24 protein-coding genes are annotated in these 25,596 nt (G+C 63.3%); 15 read left to right on the top strand and 9 right to left on the bottom strand.

The features are described 5' to 3' along the window. Nucleotides 1-18: 18 nt before the first annotated feature. The 4 genes from pvrR to FX984_RS08020 are packed head-to-tail and all read right to left on the bottom strand — an operon-like array spanning nt 19 to nt 5,748. The gene (gene pvrR, locus FX984_RS08035; protein WP_146476506.1) at nt 19-1,212 is read right to left on the bottom strand and encodes a response regulator cyclic di-GMP phosphodiesterase PvrR; all 1,194 of its coding nucleotides are present in this window, start codon (nt 1,210-1,212) and stop codon (nt 19-21) included. After that, entirely contained in the window at nt 1,199-3,997 is a 2,799-nt protein-coding gene (locus FX984_RS08030) for an ATP-binding protein (RefSeq protein WP_146476505.1), read from the bottom strand. Before FX984_RS08030 ends, pvrR begins: the two co-directional genes overlap by 14 nt. 57 nt (nt 3,998-4,054) lie before the next feature. Next, complete coding sequence (locus FX984_RS08025) at nt 4,055-5,038, bottom strand: fimbrial protein (RefSeq protein ID WP_098479077.1); 984 nt, start codon at nt 5,036-5,038, stop codon at nt 4,055-4,057. A gap of 23 nt (nt 5,039-5,061) precedes the next feature. Then, on the bottom strand, nt 5,062-5,748 hold the full coding sequence (locus tag FX984_RS08020; protein ID WP_223841607.1) for a fimbrial biogenesis chaperone: 687 nt from the start codon (nt 5,746-5,748) through the stop codon (nt 5,062-5,064). 205 nt (nt 5,749-5,953) lie between these two features. On the opposite strand from FX984_RS08020, the gene FX984_RS08015 reads away from it, so the two are divergent. Beyond that, nucleotides 5,954-6,490: an ANTAR domain-containing protein gene (locus tag FX984_RS08015; protein ID WP_027607487.1), complete on the top strand. Its 537-nt coding sequence runs from the start codon at nt 5,954-5,956 to the stop codon at nt 6,488-6,490. Between the two features lie 10 nt (nt 6,491-6,500). Here the strand turns inward: FX984_RS08015 and FX984_RS08010 are convergent, their stop codons facing one another. From FX984_RS08010 to FX984_RS08000, 3 genes are all read right to left on the bottom strand, one after another. Beyond that, nucleotides 6,501-7,832 (bottom strand): OprD family porin, encoded by a 1,332-nt coding sequence (locus FX984_RS08010; RefSeq protein ID WP_098479078.1) that lies wholly within the window; start codon nt 7,830-7,832, stop codon nt 6,501-6,503. Nucleotides 7,833-7,895: 63 nt separating this feature from the next. Then, nucleotides 7,896-9,446, bottom strand: a complete 1,551-nt coding sequence (locus FX984_RS08005; RefSeq protein WP_146476504.1) for an MFS transporter — start codon at nt 9,444-9,446, stop codon at nt 7,896-7,898. Nucleotides 9,447-9,455: 9 nt separating this feature from the next. Beyond that, complete coding sequence (locus FX984_RS08000) at nt 9,456-10,664, bottom strand: aspartate transaminase (protein ID WP_092354723.1); 1,209 nt, start codon at nt 10,662-10,664, stop codon at nt 9,456-9,458. Nucleotides 10,665-11,043: 379 nt separating this feature from the next. Here FX984_RS08000 and nac point away from each other — a divergent pair, with 379 nt between their 5' ends. The 12 genes from nac to FX984_RS07940 all read left to right on the top strand — a co-directional run bounded on the left by nac (nt 11,044) and on the right by FX984_RS07940 (nt 20,698). After that, nucleotides 11,044-11,949: a nitrogen assimilation transcriptional regulator NAC gene (nac, locus tag FX984_RS07995; protein WP_027608096.1), complete on the top strand. Its 906-nt coding sequence runs from the start codon at nt 11,044-11,046 to the stop codon at nt 11,947-11,949. A 114-nt stretch (nt 11,950-12,063) separates the two neighbouring features. Next, nucleotides 12,064-12,477, top strand: a complete 414-nt coding sequence (locus tag FX984_RS07990; protein ID WP_027608097.1) for an acetyl-CoA carboxylase biotin carboxyl carrier protein — start codon at nt 12,064-12,066, stop codon at nt 12,475-12,477. Between the two features lie 33 nt (nt 12,478-12,510). Continuing rightward, nucleotides 12,511-13,863, top strand: a complete 1,353-nt coding sequence (gene accC, locus FX984_RS07985; protein ID WP_146476503.1) for an acetyl-CoA carboxylase biotin carboxylase subunit — start codon at nt 12,511-12,513, stop codon at nt 13,861-13,863. Further along, nucleotides 13,860-14,516, top strand: coding sequence for a 5-oxoprolinase subunit PxpB (pxpB, locus tag FX984_RS07980; RefSeq protein ID WP_027608099.1), 657 nt, complete (start codon nt 13,860-13,862; stop codon nt 14,514-14,516). Before accC ends, pxpB begins: the two co-directional genes overlap by 4 nt. Next, nucleotides 14,513-15,487, top strand: coding sequence for a 5-oxoprolinase subunit C family protein (locus FX984_RS07975; protein ID WP_092354711.1), 975 nt, complete (start codon nt 14,513-14,515; stop codon nt 15,485-15,487). The genes pxpB and FX984_RS07975 overlap by 4 nt, the downstream gene beginning before the upstream one ends. Beyond that, a complete protein-coding gene (locus FX984_RS07970; protein ID WP_027608101.1) occupies nt 15,484-15,876 on the top strand; it encodes a biotin/lipoyl attachment domain-containing protein in 393 nt (130 codons plus the stop codon). Before FX984_RS07975 ends, FX984_RS07970 begins: the two co-directional genes overlap by 4 nt. Further along, entirely contained in the window at nt 15,873-16,646 is a 774-nt protein-coding gene (locus FX984_RS07965; RefSeq protein ID WP_027608102.1) for a LamB/YcsF family protein, read from the top strand. Before FX984_RS07970 ends, FX984_RS07965 begins: the two co-directional genes overlap by 4 nt. 93 nt (nt 16,647-16,739) lie before the next feature. Continuing rightward, entirely contained in the window at nt 16,740-17,492 is a 753-nt protein-coding gene (locus FX984_RS07960) for an SDR family oxidoreductase (protein ID WP_092354708.1), read from the top strand. A gap of 109 nt (nt 17,493-17,601) precedes the next feature. Then, a complete protein-coding gene (locus tag FX984_RS07955) occupies nt 17,602-18,303 on the top strand; it encodes an amino acid ABC transporter permease (RefSeq protein ID WP_027608104.1) in 702 nt (233 codons plus the stop codon). 6 nt (nt 18,304-18,309) lie between these two features. Next, nucleotides 18,310-19,053 carry an amino acid ABC transporter permease gene (locus tag FX984_RS07950; RefSeq protein ID WP_092354705.1) on the top strand — a complete coding sequence of 248 codons (744 nt, stop codon included), beginning with the start codon at nt 18,310-18,312 and terminating at the stop codon, nt 19,051-19,053. 23 nt (nt 19,054-19,076) lie between these two features. Then, a complete protein-coding gene (locus FX984_RS07945; RefSeq protein WP_169899070.1) occupies nt 19,077-19,805 on the top strand; it encodes an amino acid ABC transporter ATP-binding protein in 729 nt (242 codons plus the stop codon). A 59-nt stretch (nt 19,806-19,864) separates the two neighbouring features. Then, on the top strand, nt 19,865-20,698 hold the full coding sequence (locus tag FX984_RS07940) for an ABC transporter substrate-binding protein (protein WP_098479085.1): 834 nt from the start codon (nt 19,865-19,867) through the stop codon (nt 20,696-20,698). Nucleotides 20,699-20,751: 53 nt separating this feature from the next. Here the strand turns inward: FX984_RS07940 and FX984_RS07935 are convergent, their stop codons facing one another. After that, nucleotides 20,752-21,960: a DUF1835 domain-containing protein gene (locus tag FX984_RS07935; protein ID WP_146476502.1), complete on the bottom strand. Its 1,209-nt coding sequence runs from the start codon at nt 21,958-21,960 to the stop codon at nt 20,752-20,754. A 623-nt stretch (nt 21,961-22,583) separates the two neighbouring features. Beyond that, on the bottom strand, nt 22,584-23,660 hold the full coding sequence (locus FX984_RS07930; RefSeq protein ID WP_146476501.1) for an aldo/keto reductase: 1,077 nt from the start codon (nt 23,658-23,660) through the stop codon (nt 22,584-22,586). Between the two features lie 131 nt (nt 23,661-23,791). Here FX984_RS07930 and FX984_RS07925 point away from each other — a divergent pair, with 131 nt between their 5' ends. Together FX984_RS07925 and FX984_RS07920 are read left to right on the top strand one after the other, a co-directional pair. Beyond that, entirely contained in the window at nt 23,792-24,469 is a 678-nt protein-coding gene (locus FX984_RS07925) for an ABC transporter ATP-binding protein (protein WP_027606139.1), read from the top strand. Further along, nucleotides 24,466-25,257, top strand: a complete 792-nt coding sequence (locus tag FX984_RS07920) for an ABC transporter permease (RefSeq protein WP_027606140.1) — start codon at nt 24,466-24,468, stop codon at nt 25,255-25,257. Before FX984_RS07925 ends, FX984_RS07920 begins: the two co-directional genes overlap by 4 nt. Nucleotides 25,258-25,596 lie beyond the last annotated feature (339 nt).

Raw genomic sequence — 25,596 nt, 5'->3', positions numbered from 1 at the left:
ATAATCCGGGGCCGGCTGCTAGTGAGATGTCGCAGGGCCATCATTGTTCAGTAGTTGTTGAAATTGATCCGGCGACACCGCGTGGGAGATCAGAAAACCTTGCACCTGGTTGCAGTCGATCTTGCGCAGGAGCGCCAGTTGCTGGGGCGTCTCCACCCCTTCGGCGACCACGGTCAGGCCGAGTTTGCGGCCCAGCGCGATGATGCTCGCCAACGCCTGGGCAATGCCTTCGTTGTCATGGCTGCCCTGGACCAGCGCCTGGTCGATCTTGAGTTCGGTAAACGGCGTGGACACCAGGTTCAGGTACGAGCTGTAGCCCTTGCCGAAATCATCCTGGGACAGCCCGAACCCCTTGATGCGCAGGCGGCAGGCACCGGCATAGAAGTTACTGATGTCCTGCGGCACCGAGCACTCCATCAACTCGAAGCAGATCATCCCCGGGATGCCATCGTGGTGCAGCACGAACTCCAGCAAACGGTCCGCCAGGTCGTGGCTGTTGAGCAGGTGGGTGGGCAGGTTGATCGACACCGGGATTTCATAGCCACGCTGGCGCCAGTGTTCCTGGGCGTGGATCGCCTGCTTGAGCACCGGCCACAGTAGTCGTTCCTCCAGTTCGAAGGCCTTGATCGCCGGCAGGAAGGCACCCGGCAGCATCACGCCTTGCTCGGGGTGCATCCAGCGCACCAACGCTTCGGCGGCGACGATACGGCCGTTGGCCAGGGATTTTTTCGGTTGGAACCAGGCCTGGAACTGGCCGGCGCTCATGGCCTGGATCAGGCTGTGACGGTCGATGTCCACGTGCTCGGGCATTGCGGGGGAGGGCTTGCACACCCTGTTCCTGAGTTGTTCCACCAGGCTGCGCAACGCATCGGCGGCAACCGGTTTCGAGATCAGCCCGATCACCTCCACATCGAGGTTTTTTGCCACCAGGCTGGCCGCCATCAACATGCGTCGCGACGCAGCGCTCATGATCGCCAGCGCCGGCTTGCAGCGCAGGCTGGCCAGGCACTGGATAAACTGCACGCCGTCCATGCCGGGCATCAGCAGGTCGGTCAGTACCAGGTCGAAATCCCGCTGGCGCAGCTGCTCCAGCGCTTCTTTGCCATCCGCGGCGGTTTCGAGCATGAACTCCCCCAACTCACTGAGCAGGTGCTGCAGGTAGATGTGCTGCAGGGGATGATCCTCAACAATCAAAATACTAAGGGGCTTCATGGGTGATCCGTGCATAAGGCGCCAGGGAGTTGAATAGAGCCCGCAACGCAAAGGGTTTGACCAGGCAGTGGTTCATGCCGGCGGCCAGGCACAGGTCGGCCTCGCCGCGCATGGCGTTGGCGGTGGCCCCGATAATCGGCAACGGGCAGCCCTGGCGGCGCAGTTCGCGCGCCAATTCATAGCCGTTGATATGGGGCATGTTCACGTCCGTCAACACCACGTCGAAGTTGCCGGCGGTGTACAGCTGCAACGCTTCCCGGCCATCGGCCGCCAGCTCCACGGTACAGCCGAGCTCTTCGAGTTGGTCACGCAGTATCAGCTGGTTGATGATGTTGTCCTCGGCCACCAGCAGGTGCAGGTTGAGTTTATTCAGGTCACGCTGGCGCGTGTGCTCATCGGCGCGGGCCACCCACAGCCCTTGCGCCTGGCTGACGGCCTGATGAATAGCGCCCAGGTGGTTGAGGTTGACGTGCCAGGCACCGGCGTCGGCCTCCAGGGCCGTGCAGGCGTTGCTGCTGACGTGAATCACCGGGCCCGGCCACTCGGGCACCAGCAACGGGTCGATGCTGCCGGGGTGCACTTGCAGCAGTAGATGATTGTCCGCCAGGGTCGGCAGGCCGGTCTGGGCCCTGGCGCCCCAGCGACGCAGCCAGCCACTGACCGAGTTGGCCAACTCCGGAATCGGCGAGGCCACGTAGATAGTCTCGGCCAATAGGGGGGGCATGGGCGGGGTGGGGGCCTCTTCCAGCGGCAGGATCAGACTGAAACTGCTGCCCAGGCCGAGTTCGCTGACCATGCGGATATTGCCGTTCATCAACTCCGTCAGGCGTTGGCAGATCGGCAGGCCCAGGCCGGTGCCGGTGACCACATTGGTGTTGCCTTCACTCTGGTAGAACGGTTCGAAAATCATCGCCTGGTCTTCCTGAGCGATGCCTTTGCCGGTGTCCGAGACTTGCCACAACAGGCTGGAACGCTCGCCGTCGCGGCCCAGTACTTTGACCCGCAGCACCACGCGCCCGTAGTCGGTGAACTTCACCGCGTTGTTGAGCAGGTTGTTGAGTATCTGACGGATGCGCGTCACGTCGCCGATCAAGCGTTCCGGCAGCGTGGGATCAAAGCAGGCGTACAGTTGCAGGCCCTTGCCCTGGGCGGCTGCGGCGTAGCCCTGGATGATTTCGTGGACCAGGTCCAGGGGCGAGAACTCGCTCAACTCCAGGGCCAGTTGCCCGGCCTCGATCTTCGACACATCCAGCACGTCGCAGATCAACTGCAGCAGCGTCGAGGAGGAGCCTTCGATGGCATGCAGGTAGTCCTTCTGCTGGGCGTCCAGTTGCGTGCGCGCCAGCAATTCCAGGGTGCCGAGCACGCCATACAACGGTGTGCGGATTTCATGGCTCATGGTTGCCAGGAACAGGGTTTTGGCGGCGTTGGCGGCATCCGCCGATTGGCGTGCTTCTTCCAGCGCCGCCTCGACTTGCTTGCGTGCGCTGATATCGCTGAACGCGCAAAACAGCACGTCCTCGCCGCGATAGCGGGTGGGGGCGCTGCTCAGGTACAGGTGGCGGCCGTCGATGGTTTCGAAGTAGTCACTGTGTTCGCTCGGCTCGCAGGCAAAGGCCTGCTCGATCCAGCCGGCGCGCAGCGCCTCACGCTCCGGGCCGTGGCCCAGCCACTGTTGGGCCAGGGTGTTTTCCAGCACCACCTGGCCGTCGGTGCGGCGCAGCACGCAGAGGGCAACGGGCGCGGTCTGGATCACGTCGCGGCCGAACGCCTCGCTTTCGATCAAGGCCTGGATGCGATGGATCGAAGGGATGATGAAGCGCTGGTCGACGCGGCGCATCACCAGCCAGATCAACGTCAGGCTGAACAGGCAGAACAGCAGCGAGCCGAGCAACTGTTTCCACAGGCCGGTGACCACCGCGCGCAGGTCGATGGAGTACATCAGTTGCCAGTCCGAGGACTTCAGATGCTTGCGGATCACCAGGTGGTCGGGCAGGAAACCACTGCCGACAAACCCGAAAAAATTGTCTTCCCTGGGCTTGAGGCGTTGCTGGCTCAGCTGTGAGTCGTGACTGTTGGTGAAGACCAGCATGCCCTGGGAGTTGAGCATCATGAATTCGCCGGCGCTCTGGTCGCTGAGGGTCTGGGACACTTCGCGGCTTTCCATTTCCAGGCCCAGCCAGCCGGAGCGAGGGTCGCGCTCATCCAGGCGAATGAAGATGTAGAGGTGCGAGTGCTGCTCGGTCTTGTCGTTGAGCCACAACTCCTTGAGTGTGCCCGGGTCGCTGTTTTGCAGGGCCTTGAGGCGGTTGAGCATGCATTTGGAAATCGGCAGCACCTGCGCAGTGGAGTCGTACAGCCGCGTCACCTGTGGGGTCGGGCCGGTGTTCACGTAGAGCAGGTTGACCTGCTTGGCCTTGAGGTAATCGCGCATGCGCGTGGTCAGCCAGATGCTCCACTGGTTGCCTGGCGTGTCACCCAGTTGCAGGTGTTGTTCCTCCTCCGAGGGTGGATAGATCCTTGCCTGCTTGCGCACTGCGGACAGGCTGAGGCTTTCGAGCAGGGCCTCGCGGTTGGTGAAAAAAGTGTGGGCTTCGGCGATGGCGCTGCTCATGTAGCCGCGGCGCTGGGAGATGTCGTTGTTGAACGTCGACAGTAGAAAGGTATAGACCCCGCTCAGGATGCCGATCAGCAGTACGGTCGCAAAAATACGAAGCAGCCTTCTGGCTGCTTCGGGTCGGGAGAGGACGGGGTTGATCTGGAGCAGATAACTTTTCAATCGCATCGGCGCACTTTAAACAGCACGGTGCACCGGGGGTATAAGACGATCCTTAAAACGGGCCTACTTGTAGTACATATCCACCACCACGGCGGCGTCGAAGGCACCCGGGATCGGCAAGGTGCGCCATTTCAGGTCGGCGCGGAATTCATCGTGGCTCTGGCCCAGCCCCATCAACTCTTGCAGCGTGAACCAGTTATTGAACGGCAATTGCTGTTGGCTCTCGGCGCGGGACAGCGCGATGCCCACCGAGCTGTTGTTATCCGGCACCAGCAAGCCATTGATCACACTGCCGCCCCCCGCCGTGCTGGCGAAGCGTGCGCTGATGGTGTAGGGCGTGTCGCAGCCCTTGCGCAGGTTCAGGCTGAAGTTGGCGCTGCTGGCCACTTCACCGATGGCAGCCTTGCGCGACGGTGTTGGGAAGTTGACCACGCTGGGGGTGATGGTCAACTCGGGGGTACAGGGCACGAAGCGGATATCGTTCATGCCGGTGACCACGTAGTTGAAATTGCTGTTGGGCCGCGAGTTGAGCCCGCGCACGCCGTCGAGCTGGAATACCCGGTAGGAGGTCAACGTACTGGCTTGCCCGCTGGGTGGCGTGGGGTCGTATTTCTCGATGAACACGCTGAAGTTGAGGGTAAAGCGCGCCTTGTCCCAGCCGACGCAATTGGCCAAGTTGCAGCCTCGATCGGAATAGAAGCCGGTACCGACCTTGCCGGTGCTTTGGGTAATCGGCTGGTTGTTGTAGCGAATGCCCACGCGAATACCCGTGCCGATACTCACGCCGGCCGGATTGACGTAGAAATACACTTCTTCGCGGCCATGGCCGTAGTCGTCCTTGCAGATCACATCGGTCGAGCGCGGGCCCGACTCCCAGATGATGGTGCCGTTGGGCGCATCGGCGGCCACCGCCAGCGCAGTACCCAGTGCCTCCTGGGTGATGATCGAGTTGGTGCCGTCCTCACGGCAGGCCAGGGCGTGGCTGGTAGCCGGCAGGACCGCATAGGCCCACAGCAGCATCGGTAAGCAGTGTTTGGTGAGTGACATGGGGGCAGATACTCCGCGATCTATCACTTGAGCGCCGCACTATGGCGGGCCTGCAAGCCGATATCGGTGATTTCGGTGAAGTGAAGGGGGGTGCCTTTGGCCAGACGTCTCGGTGCGGTGAGGGTTTTGCTCTCATGGGGTTTGAGCAGCAGGTAATCGCTGAGCGCCAGGCTGTCGGTCTGCACATTGACCAGCGACAGGTGAAACGCGCTGGGGTTACTGACGGTGATAGTCGGCCCGTCGTCGCTGCGCCATGATAATTGCCGCACCGCCTCGGCCGAGCCACCCTTGAGCGCGGGCGGCCGATAGAACAGCTTGAGCCGTTGGCGTATTGCGAACTGCACGCTGTTGGCGTCTTGCGCCTTGAGCGGAATTTCCATGACGTTGAGCCAGAACAACGACTCGCGATCGGCGGGCAAGCCTTCCCCGGCATACAGGATGCGCAGCCGGTGATGTTCCCCGGCGCCCAGTCGCACCAGCGGTTCGGGGGTGGCAAACGGCACGGGGCCTGCGGCTGAATCGTCCTCGCCGGTGACCCAGGTTTGCACCACGACGTCACGCGGTGCCTGATTGACCACGCTGATACTGGCGGCCTTGTCCTGGCCGAAGTAGATCAGGCGCGTGCCTTCGATCTTCAACGCAGCACGGGCGGGTGGCGGTGCGAGAGCCAGCAGCGCACAGGCCAGCATCGCCATTCTGAGTAGAAACATGAGCACAATTGAAATCCATGGGAGCGTGTGGGGACGCAGCCCATGGTAGGGAGAGGTGCGCGCGGGGGCTTTCAGGCGATTCTTAAAAGTGTGCCGGTGTACCGGCTTAGCGTTTCAGAATCGCCTTAAAGTCAGGTTTGCCGCCCGACGGTTAACGTAGCGGCGTTGAATGATCGACGCTGATGCCCAACTGTCAGGTTTACCTATGTCCAATAAAGCGTTACGCCTTCTGATTGCCGATGCAGACCTTCTGCAACGGATCAAGATCGAGAAAATGCTCAACCAGATGGGCTATCACCGTATCGCCCCGATTGGTTCGTTCGACGAACTGCTGGCGTTGACGCGTTCCCCCGGCGTGGCATTCGACCTGTTGATCATCAACATGGCGCTGGTGCATACACGGGAGGTGAACCTGTTGAAGTACTGCCATGACAACCCGCTGATCCGCCACACACTGGCGTATGACGGCCAATGTGCGCAGAGTTCAAGGGTGTCGGTGTCGGTAAGCCAGACCTTGCATTTGTCGCTGTCGCAATCGCCGGACTTCAACTCGCTGCGCCGTTGCATGGAGATGGTCGATCCCTTGCACACGCCACAGTCACTGGAGCGCCCGACGCTGCGCGCAGTAGACACGGAGCGCATGGCGCCCCGGGTCAGTAAGGGTTCAATAGGCACGCGTGCGTTTTGCCCCGGCGACCCGGCGGTGGTCGCGTGTGCGATCGGGTTGTCGCCCAAGCGCTAGGGGGCTGGCGTTACAAAATGCTCAACGGGTAACTGATGATCACCCGATGCTCATCGCTGTCACGCTGGGTGGTCACTTCGGTGCGCAATGAGGCATGGCGCAAGGCGATGCTCAGGTTCTTCAGCGGGCCTTGCTGGAACACATAGCTCACGGTCAGGTTGCGTTCCCACTCGCTCTTGTCACCCGTTGGCGTGCGGATGTTCGAGCCACTTTCGTACATGCCCATAAAGCTCAGGCCTGGCACGCCGACCGTGGCGAAGTCATAGCCGTAACGCACCTGCCAGGTGGTTTCCCCGGCGCGCTGGAATTTGCCGATCATCGACTCGGTCATGAAGTAGGCCGTGGAACCGTCACCCTGGTTCAGCCACACCGCATCGCTGTCGCCGCTGACCTGTTGCAGGCCGGCGGCAATCGTATGGCCGTCGACCAGGTAAGTGAACAGGGCGCTGCTCAGGCGGCTGTCGACCTTGCCCTTGATCACGCCGTCGCCGTAGTAGCCGAAGGTGTAGAACGCCGGGTCGTTGCCGTTGGCGCCGTCGGAGCGGTTGTCGAAGTGGCGCAGGTCGGTGCGCAGGGTGCCCGGGCCGATCTGCCAGTCGTACTTGAGGCCCAGGAAGTTCTGCTTGTAGAAGTCCTGCAGGTTGCCGTAGTAGTACTGCAACGTCAGGTCTTTGGTGGGTTTGTAGTCGACGCCACCGTAGTAGAACTTGTTGACGAACTCACCGCTGACCGCGTTGTTGGCGCCCGGGATCGACATGCCCATCTGGTTGCTCGAACCACGGCCTTTCACGTGTTCAAGCTGGCCGAGGGTGAAGGTGAAATGGTCCAGGTCCTTGGACTGCACCTGTCCGCCGTTGAAGGTTTGTTGCAGCATGCGGTCGGTGGACATCACCACCGGCAGCATCGGCACCAGGGTCCCGTATTTCAGCTCGGTCCGGGCAAAGCGCGCCTTGGCGGTCAGGCCCAGGCTGCCGAACTGGTCCACCGCGCGGCCATCGTGATCGGTGGGGAACACGTTGCCGTTGAACGCAGTGCTTTGCGGGTTGTAGTGACGGCCCTTGCCGGAGTCCAGGCGCACACCGAACATGCCGATGGCGTCGATGCCGAAGCCCACCGTGCCCTGGGTGAAACCCGACTCGAAGTTGGCGATAAAGCCCTGGCCCCATTCCTGGGTGTAGTTGGGGTCGGCCGCGCCGCTGCGGTTGTCGGCGTTACTGAAGAAGTTGCGGGCCAGCACGTTGAGCTTGCTGTCTTCCACCAGGCCGGCGGCGTAGCCCTGTTGGGCGATCAGCAGGCCACAAAGACCGGCGAGTACTGTTGGTGCGCGATTGAAAAGCTCCATCGGTGTCATCCCCATGTGTGTTTGGTTTTTTTGAGGGCAGTCAAAAGCGGCAGTGAAGGTTTTCTATTTGTTTTCAGGAGCAGGTGTTTCAGGAGCAACGGTGGCCGGCACGACATGCAGTCGCACCGGCGGCAAGCGGTACAGGATGAACAGCGCCAGCACGCCGATCCCGGCGCACAGCAACAGGCCTACGCCAACGGACTGCGCCAGGGCATCCCGGGCCAGGTTCAGCCACGGCGAGGCGTCGAGGTTGGCATGCAACAGCGTTTGCGGATCGGCGTACGCGGCAATGCCCTCGGCGTGATTCGCGGCGAGAAACACCCGCTGCACATTGGCGCTGTACAGCAGGTTGACCAGCACCCCCATGCCCGCAGTGCCGAGCAGCCCGCCGACCAGGCGCAGGGACTGGGTCAGCGCCGTGGCAATCCCCAGGAACTGCCGTTCGGCCAGGGTCTGGGTGAAGACCGTGAGGTTGAGCAGGATAAATCCCAGCCCCAGGCCGGCCAGCAGGATCAAACCGAGCAGCAGGTTGAACGCGGCCCCGCGCCCGACCACCGCCAGGCCCAGGCACGCCAGCAGCAGTGCGACAAAGCCTGCCAGAGGCAAATGGTTGGGGTTGCGCAAACGGGTCACGATGCGGCTGTTGACGATGGCCCCCAAGGTGATGCTCAACGCCAGCGGCGTGATCAACAGGCCGGCGTCCTGGGGCGAGTAGCCGTAGGCGCCTTGCAGCAACAGCGGCAGGTAGAACAACAGCGAAAACATGATCGCGCCGGCCGCCACCGACAGTGCGAACAACCATCGCAGGCTCGGCAAACTGAACAGCGCCGCCGGCAACAGCGCATGGGGGCAACGCCGCTCCCAATGCCACAGCGCGCTGATCGCGGCCATGCAGCCCAGGCCCAGGGCGGCGCTCAACGCCAGGCTCGAATGCCCCAGCCACTCCACAAATAGCTGCAGGCTGCCCAGGGCCAGAGCGATCAATAGCGCGCCGGGCCAGTCCAGGCGAATGCCGCTGCGCTGCTGCGGGCGGTACCAGGGCAGAAAGCGCCAGGTGATCAACAGCGCCAGGCACCCCAGGGGCAGGTTGAGGTAGAACACCGAGCGCCAGCCAAAGGCGCCGGTCAGGTAACCCCCCAGGCCCGGGCCGATGGCATTGACCACGCTGAACAGCGCACTCAAGAGCATTTGCCAGCGCAGGCGTTGACGGGTATCGGGAAACAGTTCGGGAATGCAGGCGAACGCGGTGCCGATCAGCATGCCGCCGCCCACGCCTTGCAAGGCGCGGCCGATCACCAGCACCCGCATGTCATCGGCCACGGCGCAGGCCAGGGAGGCCAGGGTGAAAATCAACGTGGCGGCGAGCACGAACGGCTTGCGCCCGTAGTAATCCCCCAGCCGCCCGAAAATCGGAATGGTGACGATGGACGCCAACAGGTAACCGGTGGCCACCCACGCGTAGAGTTCAAATCCATCGAGTTCGGCGACGATGCTCGGCAAGGCGTTGCCGATCACCGTCTGGTCGAGTGCCGAGAGCATCAGCACCAGGGAGATGCCGAGCATGGCCAGCAAGGCTTGCTGGAAACTCAAGGGCGGGTGGGCTGCCACGGTCATGGTCGGCCCTCAGCGCAACGCGGTGACGGCGGTGGCGATGCGTGCACAGCCCTGGTCGAGAGTAGCGATCGCGGTGGCGATCGACATACGGAAAAACGGCGCCAGGCCATACGCCGTGCCGGCCACCACCGCCACGCCCTGGCTTTCCAGCAGGTACATCACGACGTCGCTGTCGGTGTGCAGCACCTTGCCCTCGGGCGTGGTTTTACCCAGCAGGCCAGCGCAATTCACATACAGGTAGAACGCACCATCGGGCTTGCGGCAACTGAGGCCGGGAATGGCATTGAGCAGCTCCAGGCAGCGGTCGCGGCGTTGCTGGTAGACCAACACGCTTTGCTTGACGAAGCTCTGGTCGCCGTTGAGCGCTTCCACCGCCGCTGCCTGGCTGATCGAGCAGGCGTTGCTGGTGGACTGCGATTGCAGGGTGGCCATGGCGCCGATCAGGTCGGCGGGGCCGGCGGCGTAACCGATGCGCCAGCCGGTCATGGCGTAGGTCTTGGACACGCCGTTGACCACCAGGCTGCGCTCGCTCAAGGCCGGCTCGATGGCGAGGATATGCGGGTTGTCCAGGCCGTCGAAACGGATGTGCTCGTAGATGTCATCGGTCATCAGCAGCACATGGGGATAGTCCAGCAGCACATCGGCCAGGGCGCGCAATTCGCTGTGGCTGTAGCTGGCGCCGGTGGGGTTGCTGGGGGAGTTGAGCAGCAGCCAGCGGGTACGCGGGGTGATCGCCGCGCGCAGCTGGCCTGGGGTCAGCTTGAAGCCGTTGTGTTCCGGGCAGGCGAGGGTCACAGGCTCGCCTTCGCAGGCCAGCACCATGTCCGGGTACGACACCCAGTACGGCGCCGGGATCAGCACCTCATCGCCGGCGCCGAGAGTGGCGGCGAAGGCGTTGAAGATCGCACTTTTGGCGCCGCTGGTCACCAGCACCTGCTGGGCGGTGTAGATCAGGGCGTTTTCCCGTGCCAGCTTGTCGACGATGGCCTGGCGCAGCTCCGGGGTACCGGCGTTCTGGGTGTAGCGGGTTTCACCGCGCTCGATGGCGGCACTGGCGGCCTGGCGAATGTTGGGTGGCGTATCGAAATCCGGCTCGCCCACCACCAGGTTGATGATGGACTGGCCCTGGCGACGCAGCTCGTTGGCGCGGTCGGACGCGGCGCTGCTGGGCGATGGTTTGATGCGTTGCACACGGGCGGCGATGCGGGAGGCAGTCACGGGCGTTCCTCGTTGATGGCGTTGACAGGGGCCACAGTACGAGGCGCGGGGAAGGGCGCCATAAGATGAGTTCGTTCTGGTTTGATAGGCAGTGCTTATGGCTGGGGTTGCACTGTTGCGGTGCGTCCAGTCCTGGCTGCTCCGGGCGGGTGCCTTGGATCGGAGATCAGGGACAGCCATAGCAAAGCCTTATGGCTGGTTATACGGATGGCCTGTCTTTTGCAAACCTGCCAGGTGTACGCAAAACCAAATGTGGGAGGGGGCTTGCTCCCGATAGCAGTATGTCAGTCACAGATGCATCAACTGACACTGCCTCATCGGGAGCAAGCCCCCTCCCACATTTAAGGCATCACTTGTCCATTACATGAGCATCGCCATTTTGAACCTGCGCCGATTGAAGTATTTCGTGAAACTGGTCGACATCGGCAGCATGACCCAGGCCGCCGATGTACTGCATGTGGCGCAACCGGCGTTGAGCCAACAGCTGGCAACCCTGGAAGCCGAGCTGCAACAGCAGCTGTTGATTCGCACCAAGCGCGGCGTCACGCCGACCGAGGCGGGCAAGGTGCTGTATGGGCATGCGCAGATTATTTTGCGCCAGTGCGAGCAGGCCCAGAGCGATATCAATGCCACCGGCCAGGCGTTGTCCGGGCAGGTGTCGGTGGGGCTGGCGCCGGGTACTGCGGCGTCGGCGCTGTCGTTGCCGTTGCTGCGCACCGTGCGTGAGCGCCACCCTGGCATCCTGCTGTACCTCAATGAAAATTTCGGTACCACCTTGAGCGAGCTGATCATGAACGGCCGTATGGACATGGCCGTGCTGTATGGCGGGCGCGAGGTGCATGGCCTGAGTTTTGTCTCGCTGTTGCGCGAGCCGCTGTACCTGGTGAGTGCCGACCCGGCGATTGCCACGCGTGAAGAAGTGCCCCTGGCCGAACTGGCCGACATGGACATGCTGCTTCCGCGTCCCTACAACGTGATGCGTCGGCTGGTGGACGAAGCCTTCCTGCGCATCGGCCTGAGTGCGCGGGTGGTGGCCGAAATTGAATCCTCGACCACGCTGACCGCCGCCGTGGCTGACCATTTCGGCTCGACCATCCTGCCGGAGTCGTCGGCGCGGGTGATGGTGGCGGCCACTTCGGTGCACATGTGCCGCATCGTCGAACCCGAGGTGGAGGCGCCGCTGGCGCTGTGCCTGTCGGGGCATTTGCCGTTGTCGGTGCCGGCCCAGGCGGTCAAGGCGATCCTGCTGGAGCTGGTGGCGAAGATGCGTGGCAGCCTGATTTGAGCGGTCATAAGGTCGGCTTATCACCCCAAAGCCAAAGCGTCTTGGCCGCTTTTCGAGGGGCTCGGTAGATTGGGCCCATCCACTCAAGACACGCTCGACAGGCAGGGGCCATACATGGATTCAGCACGTATCAAGGGGTTGATGGATTTGCTGGCCGAATCCGATCTGCTGGAACTGAGCCTGACCGAAGGTGACAGCACGCTGCGGCTGTTCAAGCAGGCAGGTCAGGTGATCACCAGCGTCGCGCCGGCCGTGACCGCAGCGCCAACACCCGCAACCCCCGTGGCCAGCTCCGCCGTGGAGATCAAGGCCAGCCTCTATGGCGTCCTGCACCTGACGCCCGCCGTGGGTGAGGCGCCGTTCGTCAGCGTGGGCCAAGCGATCGAAGCCGGCCAGACCGTGGCGGTGATCGAGGCGATGAAGATGTTCCATCCGGTCAAGGCCAAGGTTGCCGGCAAGTTGGTTGAGATTCTTGCCCAGGCCGGCGTCGAAGTCGAAGCGGGCCAGGCCCTCTTCCGGCTCGGTTGACCCCCACGCGTATTCGTTATTCAGGTGAATTCAATGTTCGACAAAGTGCTGATCGCCAACCGTGGCGAAATCGCCCTGCGCATTGCGCGTGCCTGCCACGGCCTGGGTATCAAGACCGTGGCGGTGCACTCCGAAGCGGACCGCCATGCGCAGTATGTGCAAAACGCCGATGAGTCGCTGTGCATCGGTCCGGCCGCACCGGGCCTGAGCTACTTGAACCAGACGGCGCTGCTGTTTGCCGCCAGGGTCAGTGGTGCCCAGGCGATCCACCCCGGTTACGGGTTCCTGTCGGAAAACGCCGGGTTTGCCGAGCGCATCGAAGCGGCCGGGTTGACCTTTATCGGGCCGAGCGCCGCATGCATTCGCACCATGGGCGACAAGGTGGCAGCCAAGCGCGCCATGCGTGAAGCCGGTGTGCCGTGCGTGCCGGGGCCGGATTCGAGCATGCCGAGCGACGATGCGAGCATCCTCGCCATCGCCGCCGACATCGGTTACCCGGTGATCGTCAAGGCCGCCGGTGGCGGCGGCGGTCGCGGCATGCGCGTGGTGCAGGCAGAGGCCGAGTTGTTGGCGGCCATAGGTCTCACTCGCGAAGAAGCGCGGTTGGCGTTCGGCAACCCTGAACTGTATATCGAGAAATTCCTCGGCCACCCCCGGCACGTGGAAATCCAGGTGCTGTGTGATGCCCATGGCCATGCGATCTGGCTCGGCTGCCGCGACTGTTCCCTGCAACGCCGCCACCAGAAAGTCCTGGAAGAAGCGCCGGCGCCGGGCATCGATCCCGCGCTGATCGCCACGGTCGGCGAACGCTGCGCCGAGGCCTGCCGCCGCATCGGCTATCGCGGCGTGGGCACTTTCGAGTTTCTGTATGAGGACGGCGAGTTCTTCTTCATCGAGATGAACACGCGCCTGCAAGTGGAGCATCCGGTCACCGAGATGACCACCGGCATCGACATCGTCCAGCAGCAACTGCGCATGGCCCGCGGTGAAGTGCTCAGCGTGCGCCAGGAGGACGTTCAACTGAACGGCCACTCCCTGGAGTGCCGCATCAACGCCGAGGACCCGCTGACCTTCATGCCGACCCCCGGCCTGATCCAGCGTTGGGAAGTGCCCGGCGGCTTTGGTGTGCGGGTCGATTCCCATGTCACCACCGGCTACCGCGTGCCGCCGTACTACGACTCGATGGTGGCCAAGGTCATCACCCACGGCGCTACGCGCGAAGACGCCATGGCGCGTATGCGCCTGGCCCTGAGCGAGATGGTCGTGGAGGGCATCAGCACCAACATTTCTTTGCACCGCGAGATTCTGGATGACCCGGCGTTCTGCGCCGGCGGCGTCGATATTCATCACCTTGAGCGCTGGTTGCAGCAAAGGAGTCCGACATGAACACCGCCCCTGTCATCAGCCTGCTGGGCTCCAGCGCCTTGCTGTTCGAGGCGCCGGGCGAACTGGACCTGGCCCCGCAGCAGCGCATCTGGCGCCTGGCCCTGCAAGCCGGCGAATGGCCCGAGATCCACGAAGCCGTGCCCGGCATGAACAACCTGATGCTCACCTTCCTCACGCCGCCCCGTGAACTGAACGGCCTGTGCCAGCGCCTGCTGGAAGCCTGGGAACAGAGCCAGCCGCTGCCCCTGGAGGGGCGCATTGTCGAATTGCCGGTGGTGTACGGCGGCGAGTTCGGCCCGCATATGGCGGACGTGATCGCCCACACCGGGTTGGATATCGAGACCATCGCCAACCTGCACTGCGAACCGCTGTACCCGGTGTACGCCCTGGGCAGCCACCCCGGTTATTGCTACCTCGGCGGCATGGACCCGCGCCTGGCCACGCCACGGCGCCAGGTGCCGGTGCTGACTATCGGGGCGGGCTCGGTGTCCATCGGCGGGGTGCAGACCGGGGTGTCCGCCTCGGCCGGCCCCAGCGGCTGGAACACCATCGGCCGCACTGAAATGGCGTTTTTCGACCCCGCCCAAACCCCGCCCGCGATCTTGCGGCCGGGTGATTTCCTGCGCTTGCGCATCGAGAGGATCATTCGATGATCGAGATTTTATCGGCCACCGCCCTGGCCACCGTGCAGGACTTCGGCCGCTTCGGCAGCCTGGGTTATGGCGTGGGCACATCGGGCGCCATGGACCACCTGGCCCTGGCCTTGGGCAACCTGTTGCTGGGCAATCCCGAAGACGCCGCCGCGATTGAAATACCGCTGTTCCCGTTCGAGGTACGGCTGCTGCAGGACTGTGCCTTTGCGGTGACCGGCGCCGCTTGCGACGCCACCCTGGACGGCCAGCCCTTGCCACCGAACTGGGTGTGCCAGGGCCGCGAAGGCCAGGTCTTGAACCTGGGCTATCCGACGTCTGGCAGCCGTGCCTATCTGTGTTTGGCGGGCGGGGTGGATGTGCCGTCGGTGCTGGGTTCGCGCAGCACTCAATTGCGCGGCGAGTTCGGTGGCCTCGACGGCCGCGCCCTGCAACAGGGTGATCGGCTGGGGGCACTGCACCCCGGTATCAGCCCGTTGCCGCTGGATGTTGGGGTGCTGGCGCCAGGCCTGGCGCTGCCGTTGCAGGTTGATGGGGTGCCTGCCATGCGCGTGTTGCCCGCCGCCGAATACGAGCGCTTCCAGGAGGCCTCCCGCGCGGCGTTCTGGGCCGGTGAATGGAAGATCACCACCCAGAGCAATCGCTACGGCTACCGAATGGAAGGCCAGCCGCTGCTGCCCATTGCACCGATGGAAATTCGCTCCCACGGCATCGTGCCGGGGGTGATCCAGGTGCCCCACGGCGGCCAGCCCATCATCCAGATGCGTGACGCCCAGCCCAGCGGCGGCTACCCCAAGTTCGGCAGTGTGATCGAGGCCGACCTGTGGCGCCTGGGCCAGGCGCCCATCGGCGGCAAGGTGCGCTTTATCGAGTGCAGCTACCTGGAGGCCGTCGAGGCCCTGGAAACCAATCGCGCGTATCTGCGGGAAGTCAGCCGCCTGCTGGAACTGCACCGTGAAGGAGTGAAAGCATGACCCTTGAGGAAATTCGCCAATTGGCGCTGTGGCTCAAGGAGCACCACCTGGCCGGTGCCGAAATGAGCCGCCCCGGTGTGCACCTGACGCTCAAGCGCGGCGCCTCGGCCGGCGCTGTTGCGGCGCCTGCCGTGGCCGTGGTTGAAGACCAGGTGCTGCGCACCACCGGCCTGGGCCGCTTGCTGCTGACCCACCCCCAACTGGATCAACCGTTCGTGGCGGTGGGCGATCAGCTCAGCGCCGGGCAACTGGTCGCGCTGCTGCAAGTGGGTGAGTTGCTGTTGCCCTTGCGCGCGCCCCGCGCCGCACGGGTCGTCGATGTGCGCGTGCCGTGCGGCACCACCGTCGGCTACGGCGAAGCCTTCCTTGGTGTGGAGTACCCCGCATGAAGATTGATTTGAACGCCGACCTCGGCGAAGGCTTCGGCCCGTGGCGCATGGGCGAGGATGAGGCGCTGATGCACCTGATTTCATCGGCCAATGTCGCCTGCGGTTTCCATGCCGGCGACCCGTTGATCATGGACAACACGGTGCGCCTGGCCAAGGCCGGCGGCATCGACCTGGGGGCGCATGTGGGCTTCCCGGACCTGATGGGCTTTGGCCGTCGGCAGATGAACATCGAGATCAAGGAACTCGCCGCCCATGTGATCTACCAGCTCGGCGCGCTCGCCGGGATCGCGGCGGTCAACGGCCATCCCATGACCCATATGAGCTTCCACGGCGCCCTGGGCAATATGGCCGCCGCCGATGCGGCGCTGGCGGAGCCGTTGGTGCGGGCGGTGGCGGCGTTTGACCCGACGCTGATCATCAGCTCCTCCAGCAGCCGCGCCATCGAGGGCGCGGCCGAGAAGTGCGGCCTGCGCGTCGCCACCACGTTTCTCGCGGACCGCGCCTATGACGACGATTGCCTGCTGGTGCCGCGCAAGGTCGACGGTTCGGTGATCAAGGAGCCGGCAGCGGTGCTGCGCCGGGTGCGGCAGTTACTGGAGGAGGGCACCGTGACCGCCCTCAGCGGCAAGGTGCTGCGGGTGCCGGCCCATTCGATCCTGCTGCATGGCGACACCCCCGGCGCGGTCGAACTGGCGCGCACCATTCGCGCCGAAATCGAGCAACTGGGCGGTCGCATCACGCCGATTTCCCAGCTGCTGGCCGCGTCATAAGCAGGCCTTATCGCCACACAACCATTGCGTCTTGGTCCAGCGCCCGAAGGCTGGATAGAGTCGAACCATAACCCGTAGCACAAGGACCACCCCATGCCATTTTCCGACTACAAAACCGCGCTGGTCACCGGAGCTTCCTCCGGCATCGGCGCCGCCGTTGTCGAGCGCCTGTGCCAGGAAGGCGTGCAGGTGCATGCCCTGGCCCGCAGCGCCGACAAGTTGCAGGAACTGGCGGCCAGGACCGGCTGCATCGCCCATGCCGTCGATGTCACCGACCTTGCCGGGCTGACCAGACTGTTCGCCGAAAACACCTTCGACATCCTGGTCAACAACGCTGGCGTCGACAAGCCTGGCTCCCTGCTCAAGGCCGACGCCGACGGCATCGACCTGCTGATCGACGTCAACCTGCGCGCCGTGCTGCACCTGGCGCGCCTGGCGCTGCCGGGCATGGTCGAGCGCGACTGCGGGCACATCATCAACATCAGTTCGATTGCGGCGGCCTACAACTTTGGCGGCAACTCCACCTACCACGCGACCAAGGCCGCCGTGAGCATGCTTTCGCGCCAGTTGCGCATCGATGCGTTCGGCAAGCGCGTGCGGGTCACCGAGATCTGCCCGGGTCGGGTAGCCACGGATATTTTTGCCCACGTGCACGGCGATTCCGAAGCCACCTACAAGCGCTTCGTCGAGGGCTTTGAATTGCCCCAGGCCGAGGACATCGCCAATGCCATCGCCTTCGCGATTGCCGCGCCGATTGCGGTCAACATCGGGCACATGGAAATCACCCCGACCTTGCAGGTGCCGGGCGGGCTTTCCACCGCCCGGCCCCAGGACTACCAGGGCTGAATCCGAGCCCCGGCAAAAGAACGGATCGATCCGTCAGCGCTGCATCCCGCCACGGCCACGCCGGGTGATTTTGATTTCTGCCCTAGCCCAATGCCGATAGGGATTGACCATGAAGCAAGACTTCGATTTGGCCGCGATTCTGCAAGGCGAGTATGCCGAGCTGATCGTCAAGGGCATCGAAATGACCTTGCAGCTGGCGCTGTTCGCCTGGCTGCTGGCGATGCTGCTGGCGCTGACACTGGTCACGGTGCGCCTGACCGGTAACACGCTGGCCGACCGCCTGGTGGCGGGGTATGTGTCGTACCACCGCAATGTGCCGACCCTGGTGCAACTGATGCTGTGGTACTTCGGCGTGCCGACGCTGCTTGGCGAGTCCACGCAACTGTGGCTGGCCAACCACAACACTGAATACCTGTTCTCGGTGATCGCCCTGGGCCTGTGCCAGGCTGCGTATTTCTGTGAAGACATGCGCAGCGGCCTGCGCGCCATTCCCGCCGGGCAGACCGAAGCGTCCAGGGCCCTGGGCCTGGGCTACGTGCGTTCGATGCGCTACGTGATCCTGCCCCAGGGCGTGCGCAACTGCCTGCCGTCGCTGATCAACCACACCGTGCTGCTGTTCAAGAACACCAGCCTGGCGATGGCGATCGGCGTGATGGAACTGACCTACGCCAGCCGCGAAGTGGAGAACTACACGTTCCGCACCTTTGAGTCGTACCTGGTGGCCACGGTTTTCTACCTGGTGTTTTCACTGCTGCTGATGGGCGCCGGGGCATTGCTCGCCCGTCACTTCAGCAAAGCCCTGGCGAGGTAGACCGCGATGTTCGATATGTTTTCAATCGTGCAGCAGAACTGGACGCTGTTCCTGATCGGCCAATACCCCCACGGCCCGCTGGGTGGCCTGGTCAGTACCCTGATCCTGGCGGCGCTGGCGTTGCTGCTGGCGTTCCCGTTCGGCCTGCTGCTGGCGTTGGCGCGGGTGTCGCCGTGGAAGGGTTTGTACTGGGTCGCGACAGTGTGGGTCTACGTGCTGCGTGGCATCCCGTTGCTGATGGTGATCTTCTGGACCTACTTCCTGGTGCCGTTGCTGATCGGCCATAACATCACCGGCTTCATGACCATGCTCTGCACCCTGGTGATCTACCAGAGCGCCTACCTGTGCGAAATCATTCGCGGCGGCATCCAGGCGCTGCCGGCCGGACAGTACGAGGCGTCCCGCGCCCTGGGCCTGGGCTATGTGCGCACCACGGTCTGGGTGATCCTGCCCCAGGCGCTGTACAACGCGCTGCCGAGCCTGATCAGCCAGTTCATCTCGATCATCAAGGAAACCTCCCTGGGCTACGTGATCAACGTGCAGGAAGTGACCTTCGCCGCCAACCAGGTCAACAACCAGCTGCTGACCAAGCCGTTCCAGGTGTTTTTCATCCTGGCGATCATCTACTACCTGCTGTGTTTCGGCCTGACCCGCCTGGCCGGTTGGGTGGAGCAACGCATTGCCCGCAAGCGCCTGGGCGATGGCGGGCAAACCGTGGCGGGCGGTCCGTTGCTGACCACCGATAATTGAAGAGGGCTGCGCTCATGCATCCAATGATCATGTTTTCGAAAATCAATAAATGGTACGGCGAGTACCAGGCGCTTACCGACATCACCGCCGAGGTGCAACCCGGTGAAGTGGTGGTGCTGTGCGGCCCCTCGGGTTCTGGCAAGTCGACGCTGATCCGCACGGTCAACCGCCTGGAAGACATCCAGGCCGGCCAGATCCTGTTCGATGGCCAGGACGTGCACGGCACCGACGCGCAGATCAACCGCCTGCGCAGCCGCGTGGGGTTTGTGTTCCAGAGCTTCAACCTGTTCCCGCACCTGTCGGTGCTGGAAAACATCACCCTGGCGCCGAACAAGCTGCGCAACCTCAAGGGCGCCGCTGCCAAACAAAAGGCCATGGAATTGCTCGACCGCGTCGGCCTGGCCCATAAGGCCGGTGCTTACCCGGCGCAGTTGTCCGGCGGCCAACAGCAGCGCGTGGCGATTGCCCGGGCATTGGCGATGGAACCGCCGGTGATGCTGTTCGACGAGCCCACCAGCGCCCTCGACCCGGAAATGGTCGGTGAAGTGCTGAGCGTGATGAAGGGCCTGGCCAAGGACGGCATGACCATGATGTGCGTGACCCACGAGATGAACTTCGCCCGCGAAGTGGCCGACACCATCTGGTTTATGGACGCGGGGCAGATTCTGGAAAAGAGCAGCCCCGATGCGTTCTTCACCCAGCCTTCGCACCCGCGAGCGCAACGTTTTATCGCCGACCTGCGGGCCCATTGAGCTGCGGCGGCTTTGCTCCCTCTGCCATTTTTGCTGGTCCAACTTTCTGGAGATTTCCCATGGGTATGAAGCATCTGTTTACCGCACTGGCATTGGGGCCATTGGCGATCGCCGTCGCACAGGCCGACCAGTTGAGCGACATCCTGGCCAAGCAGTCCCTGAGCTGCGGCGTCTACGCCGACGTGCCGCCATTCTCCGCGCCGGACCCGAAAACCCGCGAGCTGGTGGGCATGGACGTGGACCTGTGCAAGGCCCTGGCCAAGACCATGGGCGTGGCCCTGGAACTCAAGCCGCTGTCGGTTGAAGCGCGGATTCCCGAAGTGAAAATGGGTCGCGTCGACGTGATCTTCGCCAACCTGGCCTACACCAAGACCCGCGCCGAACAGATCCAGTTCAGCGACCCGTACTACATCGCCAAGGAAACCCTGGTGGTGCGCGCGGCGAATGCCGACCAGCCGAAAAGCTTCTTCAAGGACAAGCGCATCAGCTCCACCAAGGGCTCCACCTCCGAGCAGTCGATCCGCCTTGCCGGGGCCACCCCGGTGACCTTCCAGGACACCGGCTCGGCCTACATGGCGTTGCAACAGAACAAGGTGGTGGGCCTGGTGACCAACACCATGACCGCGCTGAAACTGGTCAACCAGGCCAAGGCCAGTGGTGTCGAACTGGCCCTGGCCAAGGAGCCGATGGCCCTCGAACCGATCGGTGCCGGCATGCGCCGCGATGAGCCGGCGTTTCTGGCCAAGGTCAATGAGTCGTTGATGGCGATGGAGAAGGCCGGGGAGATCGATGCGATCTGGGACCGCTGGATCGGCCCGAACACCGAATACAAGATGGTCCGCGAGGACAAGGTGCAGAGCTTGAGCGCATTGAAGTTCGAGCCGTTGCCGTAAGCGCCGGCGGTTGTGAAAAAGCCCGCCGTGGGTGATGCACGGCGGGCTGTTTTTTACGGTGTTCTGTACTGGGGGCGCAGGGCCTCATCAATCATCCAGTGCGGTTGGCCGGGCCTGATGCATGTACCGCCCACCCAGCGTTCGTGGCTGGCATGGTCGAGCCAGTACGCCTGTCCGTTGAGCACGCTATAGCCCAAGGGGGTCAGCGACAACGTGCGGCGGGGCCAGTCCAGATGCGTCTCGGTTTCCGTCAGCAACGGCTGCTCGCCATCGATCAACGGCCGCAACAGCGCATGAAACATCATGTCCCCGAGGAACGGCAGCGGGTCGCGCCTGGCCATCAGCTCGGCGAACACACGGCCAAACGGCAGCGGCCCGGCTTCGGCGAGGTAGGTCAGGGCCAGGCGTTCGGTCAGCGACAGGCCGTCCTGGGTGCCCGGTAACTCCTGCAACTGACGCAACAGCGCCGGCGCCAGCAACGGCAGGGCGGGGTGTTGGCCATGGGCAAGCGCCGCCAGCCGGGTCGGTGAGCTGTCGCAATAGGCCGACCAGGCCTGTTTGGCCAGGTGCACGGCATCGTCACCGATGAGGCGCCGCTGTGGCCAGAGCCACGCCAATACATCGGGCGCCAGTTGGCCGATACCGATAAAACGCTCGACACCGGGAATACGATCCACCTCGATCAGCTCCAGCCTGGACGGTGCCTCCTCCAGGCCGGCCAGGGCACGCATCAGGAACAACTGGTCATAGGCGTCCGCCTCGCACCACAGCACGCTGTGCTCGGCATTGGCCAAGGTTTCCAGCTGATCGTATTCATCGTCGACGCGGCGCGTGACGTCCGCTAAGGGCAGGGCAAAGGCCTGGCTGATGAACGCGCTGCGCAGGGCGCGGAATTCTGCGGCGGGGACGTCGCGCACCGGGCCCATGCACAGCGGGTCGGTGAGCATCTGGAAGCGGCCCTTGAACCCGGCCACCTGGAGGCTGTGGGCAATGTCATTGCCGCAGCGCCAGTGGGTGGTGCGTGCTTCGTCGCTGGCGGCAAAGTCGGGATGGCGGGCGGCGAAATCAATGGCGTCGACATGGGCCTTGAGCTTGGGCCAACTGCTGAAGCCCAGTTGCCTGGCGATCTGCCATTGGGCTTGGGACAGGGTGGCGCCGGGGTCCTGGGCTTTCAGATGGCGCAACAGTTCCTTGGCGCGCTTGCGCTGCTGCTCAAGGTTGAGACGGCCATCGGTGTTGGAGGATACGGGGCGTTGCGACATACGATCTCCTTGCACAAACCTTTTCCGCTTTAAGGTTGGGAGTCGTAGAAATGAGGTAGAGCTTCATTGTCCTGGGCGCAGCCCTTTCCGCGGAAGGTGGCGTAGAGAGCGCCAGGCGGGAAATATAGGCACTGCGGCGTTTGATTGCAAATCGGGCTTGGGATCGAAGCCGTACTCCTTTTTTGGGGGGGACGGGATTAAATGTGGGAGGGGGATTTGCCCTCATGCCAGTCAGTGAAGACGTAGAAAGGGGCAAAAGTAACCTGTGGTGAGGGAACAAGCTCTTATCAAGCTTAAAATAACTCACTGATTTTAAAGGGATAAAATTTCACGCTGAAGTCTTGAGTCCTGCATAAATAATTTCAGGCGAGTGCATTCTTGTGGTGAGCGGGCTTGTCGAATCGTCGCACCGCCCGCGTTGGGCTGCGCAGCAGCCCCAAAACCAGGCGCAGAGGAGTGTCTGATACACCACATTTGTCTCCATCAGGGGCGCTTCGCACCCCAATGCGGGCGGTGCGACGATTCGACAAGCCCGCTCGCCACAGAGGTCCCAGTTTGCTACGCGACAGCGCTACGTCGAAGAGGTAGTGGCACCTCCCTCGCCACAGGTACGCTGTTCTGGATTATTTGTCCTTGCGTGCATCCATGGTCTTCTGGTGCTCGGCCAGGAACGGCCGTTCTGCCGGGTCGAAGCGATCAATCCCGGCAGTAAAACGATGCCAGTACGGGTACAACGGTTGGCGCCGTGTCACCGCTTCAATACGCGAGAACTGTTCATCGGTGAGTTTCAATTCCGTGGCCGCCAGGTTGTCACGCAGATGCGCTTCCGTGCGGGCGCCGACGATCAGCGAGGTAATTCCCGGACGGTCCTTGAGCCAGGCCAGGCAGGTGCGCGCCACCGACACGCCCTGTTCATCGCCCACGGCGGCGAGGGTCTCGATGATGTCCAGCGCACGTTCCTGGTCATGCACGTAGGGTTCGGGCCAGCCGCTGCCCTGGCGGGTATTGGCCGGTGGCTGCTGCCCGCGCCGGGTGGAACCGGTCAGCAGGCCTTCGCCCATCGGCCCCCACACCAGCGTCCCCACGTGCTGGTCCAGGGCCAGGGGCAGTAACTCGTACTCGGCCTCGCGGGATTCCGGGGTGTAGTAGATCTGCTGGGTGATGGGCTTGAGCATGCCGTGCAATTCGGCCTTGCCGAGGGTTTTCATCATCTGCCAGGCGGTGAAGTTGCTGGTGCCAAAGTAGCGGATCTTGCCTGAGCCAACCAACAGCCGCAGGGCTTCGAGGGTTTCCTCGATGGGGGTCATGCCGTCCCAATTGTGCAATTGGTAGAGGTCGATATGGTCGGTGCCCAGGCGCTTCAAGCTCGCTTCGCACGCGCGAATCAGGTGATAGCGCGACGAGCCTGAGTTGTTCGGGTTGTTGTCCACGGGGCTACGGCCCTTGGTGGCCAGCAGGATATCGTTGCGCTTGTCGCCCAAGGCTTTGCCGACCACTTCTTCGGCCAGTCCGTGGGAGTAGAGGTCGGCGGTGTCGACCATATTCACCCCGGCGTCGAACGCGATATCGAACATGCGCCTGGCCTGGGGCACGTCTACCGATCCGCATTTTTCAAACTCGGCGCTACCGCCAAAGGGCACGGTGCCGAGGATGATTTCGGATACCAGCAGGCCCGAATGGCCCAGTTGTCGGTATTGCATGTCGTCTCCTACTTAACGTTGAACCTGAAGTTCTGAACGACGTGGGTGGCGATAGTTTGAATTTTTTCATGAAAACTTCCCGCGCCTGCCGCACCATTGCGCCCAACAGGTTTAAGAGGAACACCGCGTCCATGAGTGCACTGATCGAAACCCGCGCCCTCACGCGCATGGACGAACGCCGGCAGGTGCCGTTGCTGCAGCCCACGGATTTCACCTTGAACCGCGCCGACCGCGTGTCGATCACCGGCGCTTCCGGTTCCGGCAAAAGCGTATTGCTGCGGGCATTGGCGCTGCTGGATGCGCCCACCAGCGGGCAGGTCCTGTGGAACGGCCAGCCGATTGCCAATGCCGAGATTCCCCATTACCGCAGCCATATCAGCTACCTCTCCCAACGCCCCGCGCTGCTCGAAGGCACGGTGGAGGACAACCTGCGCTTTCCCTTCAGCCTCAAGACCCTGCGCCAGCGCCGCTTCGACCCGCAAGCGGTGACCGCGTTGCTGGGGCATGCCGGCAAGGCAGCCGATTTTTTGACCAGGAACGCATTGGACCTCTCGGGCGGCGAGGCCCAGGTGGTCTCGCTGATCCGCACCCTGCAACTCAACCCCGAGGTGCTGCTGCTGGACGAACCCACCGCTGCCCTCGACCCCACCTCATCCCGCGACGTGGAAGTGCTGATCAGCGCCTGGTTTGCCGGCGACAACGCCCGCGCCTATGTCTGGGTGTCCCATGACCTCGATCAGGCGCGGCGCATGAGCGACATCCACTTGCACATGAGTGCCGGCGTGTTGAGCGAGGCGACCCAGCCATGAATTATCAAAACCTCACCGCCCTGGACATGGGCATCGCCGCTTCGCTGATCCTGGTCAACGGTGCGCTCTCCCTGCTGCTGCGCCTGGGCCTGGGCCGCCAGTTGCTGTGGGCGGCGGTGCGTACCGTGGTGCAACTGTTGGCCATCGGTTACCTGCTGGGCTGGGTGTTCGCGTTCGCCTACTGGTATGTGGTGCTGCCGTTGATGGGCGCAATGACCCTGATCGCCGGGTTGTCGGCGGCGGGGCGCGGGCGCAGGACGTACCGTGGGCAAAGGGTCGACAGCATCCTGTCGGTGTGGGGCAGTTCGTGGCTGGTGACGGCAGTGGGCTTGTTTGCGGTGATCCGCATCCACCCGTGGTACGAGCCGCAGTACGCGATTCCGATCCTCGGCATGATCCTCGGCAATACCCTGACCGGCGTGTCCCTGGGGATCGAACGCATGACCCAGGAACTGACCTCGGGGCGCAACACCATCGAGATGATCCTGGCCCTCGGCGGCTCACGCTGGGAGGCGGCGCAGGAAGCGATCCGCCAGGCGGTACGCGCGGGGATGATCCCGACCCTGAACCAGATGACCGTGGTCGGCATTGTCAGCCTGCCCGGCATGATGACCGGCCAGGTGCTGGCGGGGGAAAGCCCGGTGGACGCGGTGCGCTATCAGATCGTGATCATGTTCCTGATTGCCGCGTCGTCGGCGTTGGGTACGGTGGGGGCGGTGTTGCTGACGTATCGGCGGTTGTTTTCCAGGAGCCACCGTTTTTTGCGTGAGCGCTTGCAAGAGCGCTAAGCGTTCATTTGGCGAAGGGGTTTTCTGTGGTGATGGAGGCCCCACCCCGTCTTCGGCGCCGCGCTGTCGCGCAGCAAACTGGGACCTCTGTGGCGAGCGGGCTTGTCGAATCGTCGCACCGCCCGCGTTGGGGTGCGAAGCGCCCCTGATGAAGACAAATGTGGTGTATCAGACACTCCTCTGCGCCTGGTTTTGGGGCTGCTGCGCAGCCCAACGCGGGCGGTGCGACGATTCGACAAGCCCGCTCACCACAAGAATGCGCTCGCCTGAAATTATTTATGCAGGGCTCAAGACTTCAGTGTGAAACTTTAACCCTTTAAAATCAGTGAGTTATTTTAA

Origin of the sequence: Pseudomonas marginalis (assembly GCF_008692035.1) — a bacterium.
Lineage (GTDB): Bacteria > Pseudomonadota > Gammaproteobacteria > Pseudomonadales > Pseudomonadaceae > Aquipseudomonas > Aquipseudomonas marginalis.
The sequence above is the reverse complement of the archived record's forward strand: the minus strand, read 5'-3'. Positions and strand labels throughout refer to the sequence as shown.